Annotated in this window: 14 protein-coding genes, 1 pseudogene and 1 CRISPR repeat array; of the genes and pseudogenes, 3 read left to right on the top strand and 12 right to left on the bottom strand. The window is 50.9% G+C overall.

The features are described from left to right. Position 1 precedes the first annotated feature (1 nt). From cas7e to NA986_RS08770, 4 genes are read right to left on the bottom strand one after another with little or no spacing between them, the layout of a single operon-like run. Complete coding sequence (gene cas7e, locus NA986_RS08785) at positions 2-1060, bottom strand: type I-E CRISPR-associated protein Cas7/Cse4/CasC (protein WP_023137836.1); 1059 nt, start codon at positions 1058-1060, stop codon at positions 2-4. A gap of 13 nt (positions 1061-1073) precedes the next feature. Then, the gene (gene casB / locus NA986_RS08780) at positions 1074-1634 is read right to left on the bottom strand and encodes a type I-E CRISPR-associated protein Cse2/CasB (RefSeq protein ID WP_000029568.1); all 561 of its coding nucleotides are present in this window, start codon (positions 1632-1634) and stop codon (positions 1074-1076) included. After that, entirely contained in the window at positions 1631-3187 is a 1557-nt protein-coding gene (gene casA / locus NA986_RS08775; protein WP_023216096.1) for a type I-E CRISPR-associated protein Cse1/CasA, read from the bottom strand. The genes casB and casA overlap by 4 nt, the downstream gene beginning before the upstream one ends. A gap of 11 nt (positions 3188-3198) precedes the next feature. After that, entirely contained in the window at positions 3199-5862 is a 2664-nt protein-coding gene (locus NA986_RS08770; RefSeq protein ID WP_079950922.1) for a CRISPR-associated helicase/endonuclease Cas3, read from the bottom strand. Positions 5863-6306: 444 nt separating this feature from the next. Between NA986_RS08770 and sopD the strand changes: the two genes are divergently transcribed. Next, a complete protein-coding gene (gene sopD, locus NA986_RS08765) occupies positions 6307-7260 on the top strand; it encodes an SPI-1 type III secretion system effector SopD (RefSeq protein ID WP_077957178.1) in 954 nt (317 codons plus the stop codon). Between the two features lie 212 nt (positions 7261-7472). Here the strand turns inward: sopD and cysH are convergent, their stop codons facing one another. From cysH to cysJ, 3 genes are all read right to left on the bottom strand, one after another. Further along, on the bottom strand, positions 7473-8207 hold the full coding sequence (gene cysH / locus NA986_RS08760; RefSeq protein ID WP_023215998.1) for a phosphoadenosine phosphosulfate reductase: 735 nt from the start codon (positions 8205-8207) through the stop codon (positions 7473-7475). 75 nt (positions 8208-8282) lie between these two features. Continuing rightward, on the bottom strand, positions 8283-9995 hold the full coding sequence (gene cysI, locus NA986_RS08755; RefSeq protein WP_023215997.1) for an assimilatory sulfite reductase (NADPH) hemoprotein subunit: 1713 nt from the start codon (positions 9993-9995) through the stop codon (positions 8283-8285). Then, positions 9995-11794, bottom strand: a complete 1800-nt coding sequence (cysJ, locus tag NA986_RS08750) for an NADPH-dependent assimilatory sulfite reductase flavoprotein subunit (RefSeq protein WP_023215996.1) — start codon at positions 11792-11794, stop codon at positions 9995-9997. Before cysJ ends, cysI begins: the two co-directional genes overlap by 1 nt. Positions 11795-12216: 422 nt before the next feature. Here cysJ and queD point away from each other — a divergent pair, with 422 nt between their 5' ends. Further along, positions 12217-12579, top strand: coding sequence for a 6-carboxytetrahydropterin synthase QueD (queD, locus tag NA986_RS08745; protein ID WP_000108313.1), 363 nt, complete (start codon positions 12217-12219; stop codon positions 12577-12579). Positions 12580-12666: 87 nt separating this feature from the next. Here queD and NA986_RS08740 read toward each other — a convergent pair. The 5 genes and pseudogenes from NA986_RS08740 to mazG form a co-directional block, all read right to left on the bottom strand. Beyond that, positions 12667-13464 (bottom strand): annotated as a pseudogene (locus NA986_RS08740) (MBL fold metallo-hydrolase). Positions 13465-13622: 158 nt separating this feature from the next. Then, positions 13623-14932: a CRISPR direct-repeat array (repeat unit 29 nt; unit sequence CGGTTTATCCCCGCTGGCGCGGGGAACAC). A 296-nt stretch (positions 14933-15228) separates the two neighbouring features. Continuing rightward, positions 15229-15900 carry a 7-carboxy-7-deazaguanine synthase QueE gene (gene queE / locus NA986_RS08735; protein WP_001199961.1) on the bottom strand — a complete coding sequence of 224 codons (672 nt, stop codon included), beginning with the start codon at positions 15898-15900 and terminating at the stop codon, positions 15229-15231. Between the two features lie 135 nt (positions 15901-16035). Then, entirely contained in the window at positions 16036-17334 is a 1299-nt protein-coding gene (gene eno / locus NA986_RS08730) for a phosphopyruvate hydratase (protein ID WP_000036734.1), read from the bottom strand. A gap of 82 nt (positions 17335-17416) precedes the next feature. Next, entirely contained in the window at positions 17417-19054 is a 1638-nt protein-coding gene (gene pyrG, locus NA986_RS08725; protein ID WP_000210863.1) for a glutamine hydrolyzing CTP synthase, read from the bottom strand. A gap of 227 nt (positions 19055-19281) precedes the next feature. Continuing rightward, positions 19282-20082, bottom strand: a complete 801-nt coding sequence (gene mazG, locus NA986_RS08720; RefSeq protein WP_000210454.1) for a nucleoside triphosphate pyrophosphohydrolase — start codon at positions 20080-20082, stop codon at positions 19282-19284. 604 nt (positions 20083-20686) lie between these two features. Between mazG and NA986_RS08715 the strand changes: the two genes are divergently transcribed. Continuing rightward, positions 20687-21274 carry a fimbrial protein gene (locus tag NA986_RS08715; RefSeq protein ID WP_000842511.1) on the top strand — a complete coding sequence of 196 codons (588 nt, stop codon included), beginning with the start codon at positions 20687-20689 and terminating at the stop codon, positions 21272-21274. The last annotated feature ends 54 nt before the right edge of the window (positions 21275-21328 follow it).

Here is a 21328-nt window from a genome sequence, read left to right as displayed (position 1 = left end):
CTTACGCGCAGATGAAGTCAAGCACGTCTTTCATGCTTCCCTGCTGATTCATAACGTTAAAGTCTTTGAACGCCGTCTCCTGTACATAGACCGCATTCATATTTTCACGCAGCGCGGTAATACGCTTAACCGCAACGTTCAATTGGTCTGTACCGTTGATCGGTTCATAAAACGCGGCCGCCAGTGAACGTGGTTGGTCGGTGCCTTTTTCGGCCAGCGCCCACGAGGCATAGGCACGGCTGGCAAAGCTGTTCTGTTTGCCGGTCGGCGACACTTTCAGCGCCGCTTCAGTAAAGGCGCGCAGCGTTTTGTTTGCCAGTTCTTCATTGCCGTTCAGGTTTTTCACCAGCAGATCTTTGTCGATGCAGATATAGGTGTAAAACAGCGCGGAGCCAAAGCCGGCTTCGCCGAGATGGCCTGCGCCTGCATCTTCTGCCGATGCCTGGCGTAGGTCATCCACAGCGGTAAAGAAATCGTCTTCGATGATCGTTTCGCTGACGCCGAAGGCGTGGGCGACCTGGCAGGCGGCTTCCACGTTAAAATCAGTTTTCTTCGCTAACATCCGGCCAAACATGGCAATATCGACGGCCATGCGATCGTGACGTAACAGTTCCGCTTCCTCTTCTGTTGCCGGACGTTTTTCTTCTGCCAGACGGCGCGCCAGCGCTTTCACGGCCTCAAACTCAGCAGGGCTGATATGCACCAGTTGCTCGGTTTCAGCATTCGTCAAATCTTCTTTGGGTTTCTTATCCTCTTTTACCTTGCCAAAGCAGTTGGCGATGTTCTTGACGTACTCAACCGCTTTTTTGGCGTCAATGCCGCTATCAACGAGGATTTGCGCCGCCTCACGAGCAATGCGACCAGTACGAATACCAATATGGCCAGCTAATGCCTGTTCAAATAACTCAGATGTACGCCAGGCGCGTTTCAGGCTCTGAGAGGAGATACGCAGACGTGTTGCTCCGCCAAGCACCACGGTTTTTGGCGCACCGGTATCATCACGGTTCAGGTTAGCGGCGGGGTAAGCGGTCAGTAAATGGAGCTGAATAAACGTTGTCATAAAGATATCCCTGTTAATCTTGTTCGTTATCGGTATCGCCATCGCCGGCCTGGTAGTATTCCAGCGCCCAGCGGATACGAAGAAATTCGGTTGGCCGCTGCTGGCGGCGATGGTGGTTCAGCAAGTCATTCTGCTCCTGGCACCAGCAGAAAATATCGTCTGCAAGAGAAAACAGGTTGACCGAACCATCTAACAGCTTCACCGCACGCCGTAACTGGCGCAGCAGTTCATCCGGCGTTTTTACCGCTAATAGGTGGGAGAAGCGTAATTTTGACATCACCGGAGTGTCGCCACCTTTCTTCTGTCCAAGCTGCGCAGCAAAACTCTTTTGCTCATCAATAAATTTGATATGTGCAGCCAGTGCCGCTGTGATTGCCAATGCAGTAACATTCCAGGGTGCTTTGTTTTTCCATAAAGAATGTGTTTGCATTAACAATGAATGAAGCCCCTCAGCCAAACAGGCATCATTCACCGTTTTACTACGTCGTAAGCTGGCACGTAATCCACGTTTTTCTTGTAGTTCCTCATGCCACTGAAGCAAAGTGGCTTTATCATCTTTCGTCACAATACTCATTCAGCAGCCTCCTGCTTCTTTGCTTTGGCGGCTTTCGCGCTTTGCTTTTCCGCCGATGAAGTAAAATATTTTTTGCGCGCCTTCATGATGCGCTCCAGATCGCTGCTCTCGTAGGGGTTGGTAAAGACGCGGTCGTCGAAGTAGCGCCGGGTAAATAGCCAAAGTTCTCTTTGCCATTTATTCAGCCTTTCGTCCGGCTTGTGTCCGTTTTCCAGATCGTGGATCAGATTGAGAAAGCGCCCCTGCGTCAGGTTCCAGAAATCAATGTCGATAAAACTGAAATCACCGCGGGCATCCTTCGCATTGGCGAACCACGCTTCTTTTAGCGCACTGCGAAGCAGGCTCAACAGGCGGGCCGCAGTTTGCACGGCCTTACGTAAATCAGGGATCAGACCTTCCGTCATCAGCAACGGAAAGTGATGCTCATACCAGCAGCGAATTTTCATATTGTCGAAATCCGCGCCAAAGCCCCAGATCCCCGCTTTAACGTCAGTCAGCGAGCGGGCGTTAAACACCTTGACTACCTGCGCGGGAGATTCGTAATTCGCTTCCGTCTGGTTGTTCTGACTTAATCCCAGCCAGTCGCGCCAGATAAGACCGCCGGGCTGCGGTTTAACGGAAAAGAAGGCGTTTTGATCTTTTACCGGGGCGCGATAAGGCGTCAGCGGGTGCCGCCAGCCATCGTAGTTAACGCCGTAGTTCTTGACGGTCATAAAGCCAAGAAGCTCATCGCTTTCAGCGCCGCAAATATCGCAGCAACCTGACTGTAAGGTGGCAAAATCCAGGCGGATACGACGCGGCATCCCCCAGTACGCCTGGAGTTTATTGACCTGCTCCGGCGTGGTAACGGCATTCGCCTGCTCGCTGGTCCGCGTCGCGGCAAGCCACGGGAAAATGGCCGCATCACACTGGTCTGGTAAAGGCAGATCCGCAGTATCCTGCGGCATCACGTTGAGCCACAGCTTGCGCCAGAGCGGCGTTTGCCGCTCGCCCTGATATTCCTGCAATTCAACCAGCGTGGTCAGTGGCCCGCCGCCGCGCAGCCCGGTGCGGTAGCCTTTACCGCCGGAGGGCGCGTTAAGCTGCAACGAGAACAGCGCCAGCGCCGCGCAGTGCGGACAAAAACGTTCCGTTACACCGCGTTTGATAAAATGATCTTTATTGAACTTCGTGGTTTGTGCGCCGGGCGTTTCTGGCAGCAACGAGGCGATCGACACTTTTTCGCCGGTTAACGGCTCAAAATCCTGCATAAAAGACGGCGTTTCCGCGCCAAACTGAAAAGCGTGTTCTAACGGTGCTAATGCCTTATGGAGCGCATCGGCATGCAATCCATCAAACCAGATATCCTCCCAGTTTTTGTATCTTTTCGGCGCGATACTGCATTGCAGCAATCCCAACAAAAACTGCCAGGCCGCTCCCTGCAAATCTGCTCGCGTTGCGGCGATATCCACCACGTTTTCATCTGCCAGATTGACAGGAGCCAGTTTGCCCGTGGAACCGTCTTTGAAACGGACGGGGAGCCAGGGCGTTGTTAAAAGCGAAAAATTGTCCATATCTATATTCGTTATTCCCCCATCATGCCAATCAATCCCTCATTCGCCGAATAACCACAAGCGGCACAATCCGTCACCACAATCACCGTGGCAAAATCCTTATCCTGATGCTGTTGCGCACACCACTTACGCAAGGGTTCGCCGTCTAATTTTTCAAACTCGTCTTTATGTTTATTCCACCAGCTCTGACGTACTCGCAGCACGCTCATCTCCCAGGCGTGTTCACCGCTGGCATAAGGGGTTACGACGCTATCCACGATTTTCGCCAGCCACAGCGTGACAGACTCTTCCGCCAGCCGCGTTGACATTTTCTCCGGTAAAGAATCGCTAATTTCAGCACAGTAGCCCGGCGCAAAGTTAAGCAGCATCTGGCCGGCAAATGCCCGGTCGCAATAAAATTTGCCTTCCTGCAATTGCTCGGTTTTTGCAAATCCAACCGGCATGTTGACATGCTCGCCGTAGACCGACTCAATCAACAATCGGGCAGATTGCGGCATCCGAATCGTCCCCTGCTCACGTAATATGCGCTGCGTCAGCCACATGCGCCCATGATCGGGATAGACATAGGCGCTGTTACGCATGGCGCTGGATAACCAGTTCTCTCTCGGCGCGTCATCCCACTCCGGAGCAAGAATGCGCAGCACTGGCGTCTCTCGCTCATCCTGCCCACTCTTTTTCACCAGACCGTTACGATCGCGAATATGACGCTGTAGTCGACCGGCCCGCTGAATTAATAAATCCACCGGCGCTAAATCAGAGATCATCTCATCGCAGTCAATATCCAGACTTTGTTCGATGACCTGCGTGGCGATAATGACCTTACCGGCACGTTGCGCACCGCTCTGTTTGCCAAAGAGATTCAGCGTCTGCGACTCAATCCGCTGACGATCGTGAAAAGCAAAGCGACTATGGAAGAGTAAAAGGTTTTCCGTGGCGACGACCTTACTCAGTTGAAGCTGGCGATAGATACGAATCGCATCATCAACGGAGTTACGTATCCAGGCGATACAGTTTCCTTTTTCCACTGCTTCACCTATACGTTCAAGACACGCCTCTTCACTGTGTAGCCAGCCAATATCTACACTACGCTCAACCTCCTTGCGTGTATCAACCCGCTGAGAAATCAGCTCTGTTTGTGTGACCTGAGTCAGCCAGGGATAATCGTCATGGCCTAGCAACGGCGCCTGCACACTACGCCTCACCCCACGGGAAAATGCCGCCACCAGCTTATCTCGCTGCTGCTGCGATAGCGTCGCAGATAACAGAATAGTGGCGTTGCCATTACTGGCCTGCCGTTCAATCAAACCTTCAAGTATTCGGGACATCCAGGCATCACAGGCATGGATCTCATCAGCCAGTAAAATCTTGTTGCTAAGACCCAGTAACCGCAGGTTGTTATGTTTAAATGGCATTACCGCCATCATCGCCTGATCCAACGTGCCTACGCCAACCTCCGCCAACAACGCTTTTTTATTGCTGTCGGCAAACCAGGCGGCGCATCCCTGACTATAAGGCTGCGCTTCATCGAGTTCTTCCGTACCAGAAAGAGTGACCGACCATATTGACTGATTGAAACGATCCATTAAGCGACGCGCGCTATGCGCCAGAATCAGGCTGGGACGGGAGTCCGGCTGATACAGCGCCAGCCAGGTGTTCGCCATACGTTCAAACATCGCGTTGGCTGTCGCCATTGTCGGCAGTCCAAAATAGAGTCCCTGCGCTTTACCTGCCGCCATCAGTCGATGAGCTAATATGAGCGCCGCCTCTGTTTTTCCGGCTCCAGTGACATCTTCAAGAATAAAGAGTTGGGCGCCATCCACGTTGATATCCAGCTCAAGCGCCTTTTGTTGTAACGGTGTGGGATGCTGAATAAAAGGGAAAAGCGTTTCTATGCCCGTAAAGGCAGACACATTCGCCGCTGAGGGAAATAGCGTAATGGCAGTTTGTGCTTTAGTGAGAGCTTGCTGCCAGTAGATATCAACAGGCATTTTTTCCGCAGTACGCGGAAAATAACGGCTGGCAGAACCAGTCCAGTCAGCCAGTACAACCGCAGCGGAAATAAACCAGGAAAGTTGCTGAAATTGGTCGATACCCTCATCTTCATCCCAGGCTTCAGGCAAAGTAATTAAAGGAAAGAGCGCTTTTATTCTCAGAAGAAAATCTCTTGCCGCATCTTTATCCTGCTGGCGAAAATGGTCCAGCTCCTGGATTGCCTCTGGAGGGCGTCCATGATGACCTGTAGTGACTGGCATCCAAAGCGCCATAACGCGCTTACTTTTACGAACTGAAAGCGAAGAAGGAGGAAACAATTCAGGGCATTCACTTAGCCAGGAGTTCCACAACACGTATCCCAGCGTGGTATGCGCGATTTTTTCATAATGCCGTGTAGGCTCATTAAAGATATTTAAAGCCTCATGACGGTATAGTTGCTGGAAGGAATGAGCAAATTTTCCAATATCATGCCAACATAAAATCCAGGCAAAAAATTGCGCCGCCTGCTCCTTATCCTGGATGCCTAATTTTTTTAGATAGTGGTCAATAAAATAAATATTATTTATCACCATCCAGTAACCCACAGCCGCAACATCTAAAGAATGCCAGCAAAGCAAATGGTAATCATCACCGCCGTCAGTTTCTCCTCGTCGAGACTTTCCCCAATAGTGATATATCGACACGTAAACTCCAGCATGTGGATAATAAAAGCACTCTACGCCTTTTTAATGGTCTTTTTTGTTGATATATCTCACAAAAATTGCACTTCCTGAGATTATATTTAAATATGCTCACTCAACTTTATATATTCTTCAGAAATATTTACCCCACGAATAATTATTATAAATTTTTCCGCTCTTTTCTTTTGGAAGAAGCGATCAAAGAGGCTTCTTCCAATGCCCCCCTGCATAAACCAAAATTTAAAAAAACGACCATTTGCGGCTAATCATCTACCTTTTGTCTGAATTATCGTCACCACAAAGGATTACCAACCATAAATGTGCTGTATTAATAATGTCGTTCAAATTCTCTCCTGTAGTAAACTTTATCTGTTTAATAAAAAAGAGAGAATTGAAAGATATATTTTACTCCGAATATTGAATAATATAAATTTGAAGGAAAATATTATGCCAGTCACTTTAAGCTTCGGTAATCATCAAAATTATACGCTTAATGAAAGTCGGCTTGCTCATCTGTTAAGCGCAGATAAAGAAAAAGCAATCCATATGGGGGGCTGGGATAAAGTCCAGGATCATTTTAGAGCGGAAAAAAAGGACCATGCGCTGGAAGTGTTACACTCCATCATTCACGGGCAGGGCCGTGGTGAACCTGGAGAGATGGAAGTTAACGTAGAGGATATAAATAAAATTTACGCCTTTAAACGGCTACAACATCTGGCCTGCCCGGCTCATCAGGATCTGTTTACTATCAAGATGGATGCTTCTCAGACACAATTTTTACTTATGGTCGGCGACACGGTGATCAGCCAAAGCAATATTAAGGACATCCTTAATATATCAGATGATGCAGTGATAGAATCTATGAGTAGAGAGGAGAGACAATTATTTTTACAAATATGTGAGGTGATTGGTTCGAAGATGACCTGGCACCCGGAATTACTTCAAGAGTCGATTTCAACTCTACGAAAAGAAGTGACGGGCAATGCACAAATCAAAGCGGCGGTTTATGAGATGATGCGTCCCGCAGAGGCTCCAGACCACCCGCTTGTCGAATGGCAGGACTCACTTACTGCAGATGAAAAATCGATGCTGGCCTGTATTAATGCCGGTAACTTTGAGCCTACAACTCAGTTTTGCAAAATAGGTTATCAGGAGGTACAAGGTGAAGTCGCTTTTAGCATGATGCATCCGTGCATCTCCTATTTACTACATAGCTATTCACCGTTTGCAGAGTTTAAACCAACAAATTCCGGTTTTTTAAAAAAACTTAATCAGGATTATAACGACTATCATGCAAAAAAAATGTTTATTGATGTAATTCTTGAAAAGCTATATCTAACCCATGAACGTTCTTTGCACATTGGTAAAGATGGGTGCAGTCGTAATATATTACTGGTATAAAGATAGTCAGTAATATACCCTTCATACTTCAAGTTGCTTATGTGTTGGCTACGCTCGTTCACCCCAGTCACATAGTTATCTATGCTCCTGGGGACTCACTCCCTTGCCGCCTTTAAGCAACTCGAATTATTTTGGGTATATAACCAATTTAAAATCCGGCTGCCTGCCGGATTTTTCATAGCAGCAAGTATAATCATACCGCGTAAGGACAATCACCCTTCATGCAGCCCGCACTCGCGCTTCAGCCCGAAGAACCGCGTCTCTTCTTCCGCCATGCCCGGCTCCCACTTGCGGGTAGTATGTATATCGCCCACCGACAGATAGCCCTGATCCCACAGCGGATGGTATTTCAGACCGTGCTTTTGCAGATACTGGTAAACCGTGCGGTTATCCCAGTCGATAATCGGCAGCACTTTAAACACGCCGCGCTGGATAGCGAGAACGGGTAAATGCGCGCGGCTGCCGGACTGCTCGCGACGCAGACCCGCAAACCACGTCTGCGCTTTCAGCTCTTTTAGCGCCCGGTTCATCGGCTCGACTTTGTTGATGTCATTGTATTTCTCAATGCCCTCAACGCCCTGCTCCCACAGCTTGCCGTAGCGCGCTTCCTGCCAGGCCGGACTTTCGCCCGCGCGGTAAACTTTCAGGTTGAGTTTGAGTTTGTCCGTTAGCTCATCAATAAACTGGTAGGTTTCCGGGAACAAATAGCCGGTATCGGTGAGGATCACCGGGATATCCGGGCGAATCTGGTTCACCAGGTGCAGGCTCACCGCCGCCTGGATGCCAAAGCTTGAGGAGAGCACGTATTCGCCGGGCAGATTTTCCAGCGCCCAGGCCACGCGTTCTTCGGCAGTCAGCGTTTCCAATTGAGCGTTGGTTTCCGCCAACGCCAGTACGCGATCGACTTTTGGCAGTTCATTCAATGCGTTGAGATCGAGTTGGGACATAAGTTCCTCACTGTTTGCCTTGCCTGATGGCGCTGCGCTTATCAGGCCTACACAGACGCCATCCGGCAATTCAGGTTATTCCCAGAAATCACGCGCTGGATCGAGCACCGGGCGAATGATGCCCGCACGCACCGTAAAGTCGCCGAAGCCTTCACCCGCTTCACGCTCTTTCGCCCAGCGCCCAATCAGTTCATCCAGCGAGGCCAGAATATCCGGCTCGGTGATATTTTCTTGATACATCCGTGGGATACGTGTCCCAATACGGTTGCCGCCAAGATGCAGGTTATAACGACCAGGCGCTTTCCCTACTAAGCCAATTTCCGCCAGCATCGCGCGACCACAGCCGTTCGGGCAGCCGGTCACGCGCATCACGATATGCTCATCAGGAATACCGTGTTTTTCCAGAATCGCTTCCACTTTGTCCGTGAACGACGGCAGGAAACGCTCGGCTTCCGCCATTGCCAGCGGGCAGGTCGGGAACGATACACAGGCCATTGAGTTTTCACGCTGCGCGCTCACCGCATTCATCAGCCCATGATCGCGCGCCAGCGTCTCGATTTTCACTTTCTGGCTTTCCGGCACGCTGGCAATAATCAGGTTCTGGTTAGCGGTAATACGGAACTCGCCCTGATGAATCTTCGCGATCTCCAGCAGGCCGGTTTTCAGCGGACGCCCCGGATAGTCCAGAATGCGGCCACTTTCGATAAACAGCGTCAGGTGCCATTTATCATCAATGCCTTTCACCCAGCCAATCCTGTCGCCACGCCCGGTAAATTCATACGGACGAATGGGTTCAAATGTGATCCCCGCGCGACGCTCGACTTCCGCTTTAAACGTCTCCAGTCCCACGCGCTCAAGGGTGTATTTGGTTTTGGCGTTTTTACGGTCGGTACGGTTACCCCAGTCGCGCTGCGTCGTCACTACCGCTTCGGCCACCGCCAGGGTGTGCTCCAGCGGCAGATAGCCAAACTCGCTGGCCGTACGCGCGTAGGTTTTCTTATTACCATGCTCAATAGACAGACCGCCGCCCACCAGCAGGTTAAAGCCGACCAGCTTGCCGTTCTCGGCAATCGCCACAAAGTTCATGTCGTTGGCGTGCAGATCGATATCATTTTGCGGCGGGATCACCACCGTGGTTTTGAACTTACGCGGCAGATAGGTCTGCCCGAGGATCGGCTCTTCATCGGTGGTCGCCACCTTCTCCTGATCGAGCCAGATCTCCGCATACGCACGGGTGCGCGGCAGCAGATGTTCGGAGATCTTCTTCGCCCACTCGTAGGCTTCCGCGTGCAACTGCGATTCGTACGGGTTGGAGGTGCACAGCACGTTACGGTTCATGTCGTTAGCGGTTGCCAGCGCATCCAGCCCGACCGAATGCAGCATCTGGTGCACCGGCTTGACGTTCTTCTTCAGAATACCGTGAAACTGGAAGGTCTGGCGGTTGGTCAGACGGATACTGCCATAAATCGTGTTATCCGCCGCGAATTTATCGATCGCCTGCCATTGCGTCGTAGTAATCACCCCGCCCGGCAGACGGCAGCGCAGCAGCATGGCGTGGCGCGGCTCCAGCTTCTGCGCCGCACGCTCGGCGCGAATATCGCGGTCATCCTGCTGATACATGCCATGAAAGCGTATTAGCAGGAAGTTGTCGCCTTTAAAACCGCCGGTGAGACCGTCGTTCAGATCTTCCGCAATGGTACCGCGCAGGTAGTTGCTTTCCAGCTTCATGCGCTCGGCATCGGACAGTTTACCTTCGACCACCAGTGGGCCTGGATGTTTTTCGCTCATTAGTAGACATCTCGCTGATAACGGCGCTCTACGCGCAGCTCACTTAAATATTCATCTGCCGATTCGAGGTCCATACCGCCGAATTCAGCGATCACTTCCAGCAACGCTTTTTCGACATCTGCGGCCATACGCCTGGCGTCGCCGCAGACATAAATGTGGGCACCGTCATTGATCCAGCGCCACAGCTCCGCGCCCTGTTCGCGCAGTTTGTCTTGTACGTAGATTTTTTCTTTTTGATCGCGGGACCAGGCCAGATCGATCCGGTTCAGCACGCCTTCTTTCACGTAACGCTGCCATTCAACCTGATAAAGGAAATCTTCGGTGAAGTGCGGGTTACCGAAGAACAGCCAGTTCTTACCTTCCGCCCCTTCCGCCGCGCGCTGTTGCATAAAGGCGCGGAACGGCGCGATGCCGGTGCCGGGGCCAATCATAATGACCGGCGTCTGCGGGTTAGCTGGCAGGCGGAAGTTATCGTTATGCTCAATAAAGACGCGAACTTCGCCCTCTTCTTCCACGCGGTCGGCAAGGAAGCTGGAAGCACCACCCGCGCGAGCGCGGCCTTCAATGTCGTAGCGCACGACGCCGACGGTTACGTGTACTTCGCTTTCGACTTCCGCCTGCGCGGAGGCGATGGAGTACAAACGCGGCGTCAGCGGACGCAGCAGGTCGATTAGCGCCTGAGCATCCAGTTGCGCCGGAGAGAAACGCACCATATCGACGATTGGCGTGGTCGCGGCGTAGTGCTGGAGCTGCGCTTTGTCGCCCACTAATGGCAACAGCGACTCACTGCGCGTCAGGGTCGCGTAGTTCTCAACAATGTTGGCGGTATTCACCGTCAGCTCGAAGTGCCACTCCAGCGCTTCGGCGAGCGGCAGGGTTTTACCGTCAACCGTCACCGGCTCATCGCCTTTCAGCCACAGCAACTCAACCAGCTCCTTCACCAGAGCCGGATCGTTCTGATACCAGACGCCCAGCGCATCGCCCGGCTGGTAACGCAGACCGGAGTCGCCTAAATCAATCTCAATATGACGAACGTCTTTTTCCGAGTTGCGACCGGTGATTTTCTGATTCACGGAGAGGGTCGCGGTCAGCGGCGCGTCTTTGGTATAGGGGCTGGTGTGGATGTCGTTTACCGCGCCAGTAGCGACGGATTGCGAAGGTGCCGCGACAGGTGCGCGGGACTTCAGAACATCAACCACGCGGGCGCGCCATTCGCTGGCAGCTGCCTGATATTCAACGTCAGCATCGACACGGTCGAGCAGACGTTCACCGCCCAGTTCCGCCAGTTTGCTGTCGAAATCTTTGCTGGACTGGCAGAAGAATTCATAGGATGTATCGCCAAGACCAAATACGGCAAACGCGGTGTTTTCCAGTTTCGGCGCTTTTTTCGAGAACAGGAACTTATGCAGCGCGACGGCCTCTTCCGGCGGCTCGCCTTCTCCCTGGGTGGACGTCACTATCACCAGCATTTTTTCACTGGCAATCTGTTTGAATTTGTAGTCGCCGGCGTTCACCAGTGTCACATTAAGGTTGGCCGCCAGCAGATCATCACGCAGCGCTTCCGCCACACGACGCGCATTGCCGGTTTGCGAAGCGGAGATAAGCGTAACTCCCGGCATCTTTCCCTCAGGAGCAGGCGTGACGGCAACAGCGCCTGAGCGCGGGTTCAGTACGCCCCAAAAATAGCCGGAGACCCAGGCAAGCTGTTCGGGAGTAAGGTCGGTTGTCGCGGCCTGAAGGCGCGCCAGTTGCTCCGGATTAAGCGGAAGCAACCCAGTCAGTGGAGCCGGTGTCGTCATGCGTCGTTATGTTCCAGTAAGCAAAGCGGATCTATACACAAAATCATTCAAGTTCGCCGTAAGCTGAGCGCGCCCCAGGAGCGTACATAAATACGTGACTGGGGTGAGTAAACGCAGTCACACAGATGCGGCTTGAAAGATGAAATGTATAAGCGATAAATCCCAAACTGAGGATAAGGTTAACGGTGAGAGGAATAACAATTAAAGAAGGGTTGGAAATAACAAATAACCAAATGAACTAACCTGTTTTAGTTATCGTTATTAACGCCAAAATCGATTTTATAATTGATTGATAATTATTAAATTTTCTGGAAATTCTTAAATTAATTGCCCGTCACAAGGCGGAGAATGGTTTTAGTTAATGATAAAAAATGCGCTTTCCGGTACCCTACGGCGGTTTTTTTATTGCCTGAGAGTTCATCATGTCCACCACGTTGTATAAAGATTTCACCTTTGAAGCCGCTCACCGCCTGCCTCACGTGCCTGAAGGGCATAAGTGCGGCCGCCTGCACGGACACTCGTTTATGGTGCGTCTCGAAATTACCGGTGAAGTCGATCCGCATACCGGTTGGATTATGGATTTCGCGGATCTCAAAGCGGCGTTTAAACCGACTTACGATCGTCTTGATCACTACTATCTGAATGATATTCCAGGGCTGTCCAATCCCACCAGCGAAGTGCTGGCAAAATGGATTTGGGATCAGGTTAAGCCCGTCGTGCCGCTACTGAGCGCCGTGATGGTGAAAGAGACCTGTACAGCCGGCTGCGTCTATCGCGGCGAATAAGGTTTATTAACGCGTGGGCTGGATGTCAAATTGATTCCAGCCTATCCACACGACGTTTTATCAGTGAAAACATTGTCCAGCGCGGTGTTAAAAGCGCAGCACATCACCGGTTGCAGGTGCGGTTATTTCCGGTAGCCACAACCGCCCCCAGGCCCCTGTACAGTGACAACCGCATAGTTTTTCAGGTTTTTGTTCTTGCAGAAAGCGCCTGACTCGCCACAGCGTGAACGGTGATGCGCAGCGGAGATGAAATCCGCCGACAAGCGCGTAAATCCGCTTTATACCGGTAATGTTCTGACAGTGCCGGACAATATTTGCGATCCCCCGATGCCCGCATCCCGTAATGATGACTAATCCTTTTGTCGATTGGTAAATCAGTACGCCCTCATCCAAAATAGAGTCCGGCTCCGCATCGTGGCCGCCAAAAATGCCGTAGGCTTCAGGCGCGACCACTGGTATTTCCCCTGACCAGATAAAGTTTTCGCCAATCGGCAGGGGGTCACGCGTGTACATCATTCGATAGCGTGAATAGTCCACCTCACACGACAATTTTTTTATTTTTCGGGTAATACCGAGAAAAGTCATTGCCGCATAACGTTCGCGCGCAATATCGGGATGGCAGATGATTCGACTGTTATCAGGAAGCCACGGCACGCCGCCGCAATGATCGTAATGACCATGCGAAAGCACCACAGCAGACACATCGGACAGGTCGATCCCCATCGCCAACGCGTTTTGCATAAAACTGCCATCAGGGCCGGTATCGAACAAGATAGACGTAGACTCATCCTCGACCTACAGGCTTAACCCTGGCCGGGCCTTCAACGATTTATCCGCTCCAGCTCCCTTATGATTTTCGAGCAATACCCTGATCCTTAACGCCATGGCCTTCTCCTGTATAAAAGCCTCCCCGGAAAAACGCGGCCTTTTTACTTTACAGGTTTGTAGCAGCCATTACTGGTACACAGATTATGATTATGCAACGGCTATCCTTGTTGGCGCGGGGAACACTACATCATCGGCTCAATGCGTAATTCTAAAATCGGTTTATCCCCGCTGGCGCGGGGAACACCTGGGCGGCAACTTCACACGTCACGATGGTTACGGTTTATCCCCGCTGGCGCGGGGAACACGACGACATGCAAAAACGCCTGGCGACGATGTTCGGTTTATCCCCGCTGGCGCGGGGAACACTTATGGCTTCAGTCTGGTAAGTCGTAGCTTTCCGGTTTATCCCCGCTGGCGCGGGGAACACTATAATTGTCAAAGGCTAAATCGTGGGGGCCCCGGTTTATCCCCGCTGGCGCGGGGAACACTTCGCACCCTCAGCAACACGAACGACAACGATCGGTTTATCCCCGCTGGCGCGGGGAACACGGTTCGCCGTTCAGCGTTAACTGGACTGAACTCGGTTTATCCCCGCTGGCGCGGGGAACACAATATTATTGCTGCGTTTAAGAAAATCCGCGACGGTTTATCCCCGCTGGCGCGGGGAACACGACCAGCGATTGATACACGTATCAATCAATGTCGGTTTATCCCCGCTGGCGCGGGGAACACTTGGACTACGGCAAGGGTAAAGGGCACACGGGCGGTTTATCCCCGCTGGCGCGGGGAACACTCATTAGTGAAGTCCTTTTGATTTAAGCAGTTCGGTTTATCCCCGCTGGCGCGGGGAACACAAGTTCTTTGTTTGCGGCATCAAGCCAAATTTCGGTTTATCCCCGCTGGCGCGGGGAACACGTTTGCGCTGACGAATTGTCAGTGTAATTGCGCGGTTTATCCCCGCTGGCGCGGGGAACACCCCATTTCCTCCGCTGCGGCCAAGATTTCAACCGGTTTATCCCCGCTGGCGCGGGGAACACGTGCTATAGCCCAACGCTGTTGAATTATCCGCCGGTTTATCCCCGCTGGCGCGGGGAACACTAACGGAAAACGCCTTATCATTGTGACATCCCCGGTTTATCCCCGCTGGCGCGGGGAACACCTTCATTACTTCTTCATAAAGTTCACTATCTACGGTTTATCCCCGCTGGCGCGGGGAACACCTCAAGCAATAAAATATTGGATAAGAATATTACGGTTTATCCCCGCTGGCGCGGGGAACACAGAGTCGTCATGCGGCGCTGCGATTTCGCGGCCGGTTTATCCCCGCTGGCGCGGGGAACACTGCCAATCGCCACCGAGTTTGGCATCGTTGATCGGTTTATCCCCGCTGGCGCGGGGAACACGTATTTCCGTTACGTTTACGGCGAGGAATTACCGGTTTATCCCCGCTGGCGCGGGGAACACGAAATGAGCCGCATGTACGGTTCTGCGGTAAGCGGTTTATCCCCGCTGGCGCGGGGAACACACTAAACGTATATCATTGTTTATAAACTACTTTTTGTCAGCACCACATTCTACCAACATAATCGCAACAATTTAAATTATTAAAGAACAGCTAATTTGCTGATTTTGATGCAAAAAAGTTCATAGAATGATTTTTTCTTTAAATTTACCAAAATAGCGTGATCCGTGCATCGCTATGGAAAAATTTATCAGCGCTTTTATACACTCATCGAAATTCACATAGAGAAAATAAACAATGCAAGGTAATGGATGAGTCACAGACGGCATCGGCAGGCCGTCCGTAAAATTGATAGAGCATCAGGCGATATTTAAATATTTATGCGTTTGCATAGACAGCCGCCAGTTACGCGCAATACACGTTTCAATACACAGACGCGTCGCGTCTTCTTTCTGGCTAATGGGCTGCAAAGCAATCACGCGCGGTTTATCATCGCTCAACGTGGCTAACAGTTCATCCAGCGCCTCAATATCACGAACTCGCCCAACGGGATGCTTGATTTCATTGGCGCGCTCCAGCGCCTGGGAAAGCACGTCATATCCCCCGCGCATATTCACTTTTGGTGAAACCGTGACCCAGGTGTTAGGCGTACAGCGCACTTCGTGCGTCCCGCTGGTCTCAATCTGACAACTAAAACCACTCTTTTCAAGCAGATCGGTGAGCGGCATGAGGTCGTGAATACAGGGTTCTCCACCGGTGATGACAACGTGACGCGCGGTATAGCCCTGACGATTAATTACTGCCAGCAAGTCTTCACTGCTCGCAGCACCCCATTTGTCGCTCTCTTTGGTTTTTGCCAGAATGCTGAACAGAGACACTTCCCGATCGCTCAGTTTATCCCAGGTGTGTTTGGTATCGCACCAGGCACAGCCGACCGGACATCCCTGTAAACGAATAAAAATAGCGGGGACGCCGGTAAAATAACCCTCGCCTTGTAGGGTCTGGAACATCTCGTTAATCGGGTACTGCATAGCGTTCTCTGTTAAGGGGATAATCGTTAATTATTGCAGATTTCGTCTGCCCGGTCATGCACAGCGGCTGCGCTATTGAACCGATACAAAAAAACCCGCCGAAGCGGGTTTATACGTTAAGAGGTAAAAGCAGGATTACGCCTGGCCTTTGATCTCTTTACGACCGTTGTACGGTGCTTTTTCGCCCAGAGCTTCTTCGATACGAATCAGCTGGTTGTATTTAGCAACACGGTCAGAACGGCTCATAGAACCGGTTTTGATCTGGCCTGCAGCGGTACCAACAGCCAGGTCAGCGATGGTAGCGTCTTCAGTTTCGCCAGAACGGTGAGAGATGACAGCAGTGTAACCAGCGTCTTTCGCCATCTTGATTGCAGCCAGAGTTTCGGTCAGAGAACCGATCTGGTTGAATTTGATCAGGATGGAGTTAGCGATGCCTTTCTCGATGCCTTCTTTCAGGATTTTGGTGTTGGTTACGAACAGGTCGTCACCAACCAGCTGGATTTTGTCGCCCAGTACTTTGGTCTGGTATGCAAAACCGTCCCAGTCAGACTCGTCCAGACCATCTTCGATGGAAACGATCGGGTACTGTTTGGTCAGTTCTTCCAGGAAGTGGGTGAATTCTTCGGAGGTGAACGCTTTGTTGCCTTCGCCAGCCAGAACGTATTTACCGTCTTTGTAGAATTCAGATGCTGCGCAGTCCATCGCCAGGGTGATGTCTTTACCCAGCTCGTAACCAGCCGCTTTAACCGCTTCAGCGATAACAGCCAGCGCTTCCGCGTTGGAGCCCAGGTTCGGCGCATAGCCGCCTTCGTCACCCACAGCGGTGTTCATGCCTTTGCCTTTCAGCACTTTTGCCAGGTGATGGAAAACTTCAGAACCCATACGGATGGCTTCTTTAACCGTTTTCGCGCCAACCGGCTGGATCATGAATTCCTGGATGTCGACGTTGTTGTCAGCGTGCTCGCCGCCGTTGATGATGTTCATCATCGGAACCGGCATGGAGTATTTGCCCGGAGTGCCGTTCAGTTCAGCAATGTGCTCGTACAGCGGCATACCTTTAGCGGCAGCAGCAGCTTTGGCGTTAGCCAGAGAGACAGCCAGAATGGCGTTTGCACCGAAGTTAGATTTGTTTTCAGTACCGTCCAGGTCGATCATGATTTTGTCGATGCCAGCCTGGTCTTTAGCGTCTTTGCCAAGAATAGCCTGAGCGATCGGGCCGTTAACCGCGCCAACAGCTTTGGTTACGCCTTTACCCAGGAAACGGGATTTGTCGCCATCGCGCAGTTCCAGCGCTTCGCGGGAACCAGTAGAAGCACCTGACGGAGCCGCCGCCATACCTACGAAACCACCTTCCAGGTGTACTTCAGCTTCAACAGTCGGGTTACCACGGGAGTCGATGATTTCACGACCGATGACTTTAACGATTTTGGACATTAGGTTTTCCTCAAGTCACTAGTTAAACTAAAACTTCAGACAAACGGTGCACCACTGAGGGTGCACCGCCGTTCTAACTTTTTTACTTCGCCTGACGTTTCTGATGCTCGTTGGCGGCTTTAACAAAGCCAGCGAACAACGGATGTCCATCACGCGGCGTGGAAGTAAATTCCGGATGGAACTGACAGGCCACGAACCACGGATGATTCGGTACCTCAATGATCTCGACTAACTGATCATCACCGGAACGGCCTGCGACACGCAGACCCGCTGCTTCAATTTGTTTCAACAACATATTGTTGACTTCGTAACGATGGCGATGACGTTCAACAATCGTCGACGCGCCGTACAACTGACGTACCAGACTGTCATCGCTAAGCTGGCACTGCTGCGCGCCCAGGCGCATGGTGCCGCCCAGATCGCTTTTCTCGCTACGGACTTCAACGTTACCGTCTTCATCGCGCCACTCGGTAATTAACGCCACAACCGGGTACTTACAGTCTGGCACAAATTCCGTTGAGTTGGCGTTGTCCATGCCGGCCACGTTACGAGCGAACTCAATCAACGCAACCTGCATCCCCAGGCAAATGCCCAGATAAGGAATATTGTTTTCACGCGCATAGCGCGCAGTGGCGATTTTACCTTCAACGCCACGATAGCCGAAGCCGCCGGGGATCAGGATAGCGTCCAAATCTTTCAGAATTTCGACGCCGCGCGTTTCAACATCTTGCGAATCGATCAATTTGATGTTGACGGTAACGCGGTTTTTCAGACCACCGTGTTTCAGCGCTTCGATCACCGACTTATAGGCATCCGGCAGTTCAATATATTTGCCGACCATGCCGATAGTCACTTCGCCTGCCGGGTTCGCTTCTTCGTAAATGACCTGTTCCCATTCAGACAGGTTAGCTTCCGGACAGTTCAAGCTGAATCGTTTACAAATATAATCATCAAGCCCCTGAGATTTCAACAGGCCTGGAATTTTATAAATGGAATCGACATCTTTCATTGAAATAACGGCTTTTTCCGGCACATTACAGAACAATGCAATTTTTGCACGCTCGTTGGCAGGAACCGCGCGATCGGAACGACAAATCAGAATATCGGGCTGAATACCGATAGACAGCAGCTCTTTCACGGAGTGCTGAGTCGGTTTAGTTTTCACTTCGCCCGCAGCCGCCAGGTAAGGTACCAGCGTCAGGTGCATAAACAGCGCGTGTTCACGACCGATATCTACCGCCAATTGACGAATCGCCTCAAGAAACGGCAGCGATTCGATATCACCGACGGTACCGCCGATTTCCACCAGTACCACATCGTGGCCTTCGCCGCCTTCCAGCACGCGCTCTTTAATCGCGTTAGTGATGTGAGGGATTACCTGTACGGTTGCGCCCAGATAGTCGCCACGGCGTTCTTTACGCAGAACGTCGGAGTAGATACGGCCAGTCGTGAAGTTGTTGCGGCGAGACATCTTGGTGCGGATGAAACGCTCGTAGTGCCCCAGGTCCAGGTCGGTTTCAGCGCCGTCTTCAGTAACGAACACTTCCCCGTGTTGGATTGGGCTCATAGTACCCGGATCGACGTTGATGTACGGATCCAGTTTCATGATGGTCACGTTGAGACCACGGGCTTCCAGAATGGCTGCGAGGGAGGCTGCGGCAATGCCTTTACCCAGAGAGGATACGACCCCGCCGGTCACAAAAATATAGTTCGTTGTCATGCGGAACCTGAGAAGTTAGGTTTAAAAGACGATGGAATAACCAGGACGGGAAAGCAGTATACCCGAACATGACCTACGCCACAAACTTTCATTATTCCTCCTCTTCGTCAGGCTGACATTCACACAGGGAGGGAGAAAATAGCCCCTTTGAGGTAAATGTTTTTGACGTAAATCAAGCGCTTGTTATTTAAAAAATCACACAAATCGCTCTTGACCGCCTAAAACCTTTAGAGATCAATTTCCTGGCGTTTTACTTCCTGCCAAACTTCTTCCATTGTTTCCAGGTCCACCCCGGTCATTTCCAGGCCTCTGGCTGCGACAATACGTTCAACTTCGCGAAAACGACGTTCAAATTTATCGTTCGCTTTTTGCAAAGCGAGCTCCGCTTTCGTACCTAAATGACGCGCCATGTTGACCGTGGCAAAGAGCAAATCGCCCATTTCCTCTTCCAGTTTAGCCTGATCAACAACCGCCTGCCGCGCCTCAAACATGACCTCATCGATCTCTTCATAGACCTTATCGACGACCGGTCCCAGCGTCGTCCAGTCGAAGCCCACGTTTGAACACCGTTTCTGGATTTTTTGCGCGCGCATCAAGGCCGGTAAGCTGCGCGGAATATCGTCCAGCGCGGAATGCTGCGCTTTTTGCGCGCGCTCTTCCGTTTTGATTTGCTCCCAGCGAGCTAAGACTTCTTCGCTATTATCCGCGGAAAGCTCGCCAAAAACATGCGGATGGCGGCGCTCCAGCTTGTCGCTGATGGCAGCGCAGATATCATTAAAATCGAAGCGGCCTTCTTCCTGCGCCATCTGCGCGTAAAACACCACCTGGAACAACAGGTCGCCCAGTTCGCCGCGCAAGTCGTCAAAATCCTCACGCGCAATCGCATCCAGTACTTCATAGGTTTCTTCCAGCGTATAAGGCGCGATGCTGGCGAAGGTCTGCTCTTTATCCCACGGGCAGCCGTTTTCCGGGTCACGCAGGCGCTGCATGAGGGTGAGAAGACGGTCAATTTGATGGTTAGTTGTCATGGTTTTTAATCGGTTGTAAATACCAGCGACAATTGTAACGTATTATTCTTAACCATTCACGCACAGAGACACTACGGTAACGCCTATATAATAAAATATATTGTTAACAGGTGTTGAATACTACCTTCCCCGTATAACTTTAAAATTATTAATCGATACACAACAATATAATAATCATATAACTAATTTATTAAAAAAACAGATATTTGCACCAGACATTATAAATAACATCAATTAAGTAAAAAAATTATGCAAACACTATAAGCACCCCACCCAAAGAGCCTTCCCTTTTAAAAAAATAAATTATTTCACTTTTACGGAAAAACGAGTAGCATGCACGCCAGTTTAATATTCAAAAAAGACCGCTTTTTTGTTTTTTCTGGAACATACATGAAATAAATATATTGAAAGTATTACATATAATATTCTATGAGCAGGTGCGATCATTCAGCTCATAAGAATATACTCATAAAAATGTAGAAATATAATATTTTTATTATGACCTATTTTTTACCCAAAGCCCGCAGCATGGCTCTATGCCGCATATCCCTTGGTATACGCGTACAAAATGTTGCCATAAAACACGTTAATTAAGGATAACACGATGAAGTCATCTCATTTTTGTAAACTGGCAGTAACTGCATCTTTAGTTATGGGAATTGTCTCCGGCGCTCAAGCCGCGGGTAGCAACACAGCGAAGGTCACTTTCCTTGGTAATATTGTTGACTCCCCCTGCTCCGTCACATTGGATACGGAAGATCAAACAGTCAATATGGGTTCAAGTATCGGTAATGGCACGCTGAGTAATGGTAAAACGACCATCAACAATGCCCGTACCTTTCATATCGATCTTGAGGGTTGTACCTGGGCTACCGAGAAAAATATGAATGTGGTATTCACTACAGGTAGTGGAACCACAGCGGCTACAGGCGCCACGGATAATCTCGCGCTGATGAAGACTGACGGCACTGGCGCTATTAGCAACGTAAGCCTGGCAATCGGCGATGCTGGCAAAAACAATATCAAACTGGGCGATACCTATACACAGGCCATTGCGGACCTGGACGGAGACAGCATCCTTGATGAGAAGCAAAGCCTGAATTTCACCGCCTGGCTGGTTGGCGCAGCAACCGGCACCGTAGGCACAGGTGAATTCAGCAGCGCCGCCAACGTCACTATCTCTTACCTGTAATTCAGTTCACAGAGTCACGACGATAATACCCTGCCGCTTTAGGTAGGGTATTCC

Origin of the sequence: Salmonella sp. NW177, from assembly GCF_051811585.1 — a bacterium.
Lineage (GTDB): Bacteria > Pseudomonadota > Gammaproteobacteria > Enterobacterales > Enterobacteriaceae > Salmonella > Salmonella enterica.
This window is presented reverse-complemented; position numbering and strand designations above follow the sequence as displayed.

Coding starts and splice junctions, on each gene's coding strand:
- cas7e (WP_023137836.1), bottom strand. CDS start 1,060: ATGACAACGTTTATTCAGCTCCATTTACTGACCGCTTACCCCGCCGCT.
- casB (WP_000029568.1), bottom strand. CDS start 1,634: ATGAGTATTGTGACGAAAGATGATAAAGCCACTTTGCTTCAGTGGCAT.
- casA (WP_023216096.1), bottom strand. CDS start 3,187: ATGGACAATTTTTCGCTTTTAACAACGCCCTGGCTCCCCGTCCGTTTC.
- sopD (WP_077957178.1), top strand. CDS start 6,307: ATGCCAGTCACTTTAAGCTTCGGTAATCATCAAAATTATACGCTTAAT.
- cysH (WP_023215998.1), bottom strand. CDS start 8,207: ATGTCCCAACTCGATCTCAACGCATTGAATGAACTGCCAAAAGTCGAT.
- cysI (WP_023215997.1), bottom strand. CDS start 9,995: ATGAGCGAAAAACATCCAGGCCCACTGGTGGTCGAAGGTAAACTGTCC.
- cysJ (WP_023215996.1), bottom strand. CDS start 11,794: ATGACGACACCGGCTCCACTGACTGGGTTGCTTCCGCTTAATCCGGAG.
- queD (WP_000108313.1), top strand. CDS start 12,217: ATGTCCACCACGTTGTATAAAGATTTCACCTTTGAAGCCGCTCACCGC.
- queE (WP_001199961.1), bottom strand. CDS start 15,900: ATGCAGTACCCGATTAACGAGATGTTCCAGACCCTACAAGGCGAGGGT.
- eno (WP_000036734.1), bottom strand. CDS start 17,334: ATGTCCAAAATCGTTAAAGTCATCGGTCGTGAAATCATCGACTCCCGT.
- pyrG (WP_000210863.1), bottom strand. CDS start 19,054: ATGACAACGAACTATATTTTTGTGACCGGCGGGGTCGTATCCTCTCTG.
- mazG (WP_000210454.1), bottom strand. CDS start 20,082: ATGACAACTAACCATCAAATTGACCGTCTTCTCACCCTCATGCAGCGC.
- NA986_RS08715 (WP_000842511.1), top strand. CDS start 20,687: ATGAAGTCATCTCATTTTTGTAAACTGGCAGTAACTGCATCTTTAGTT.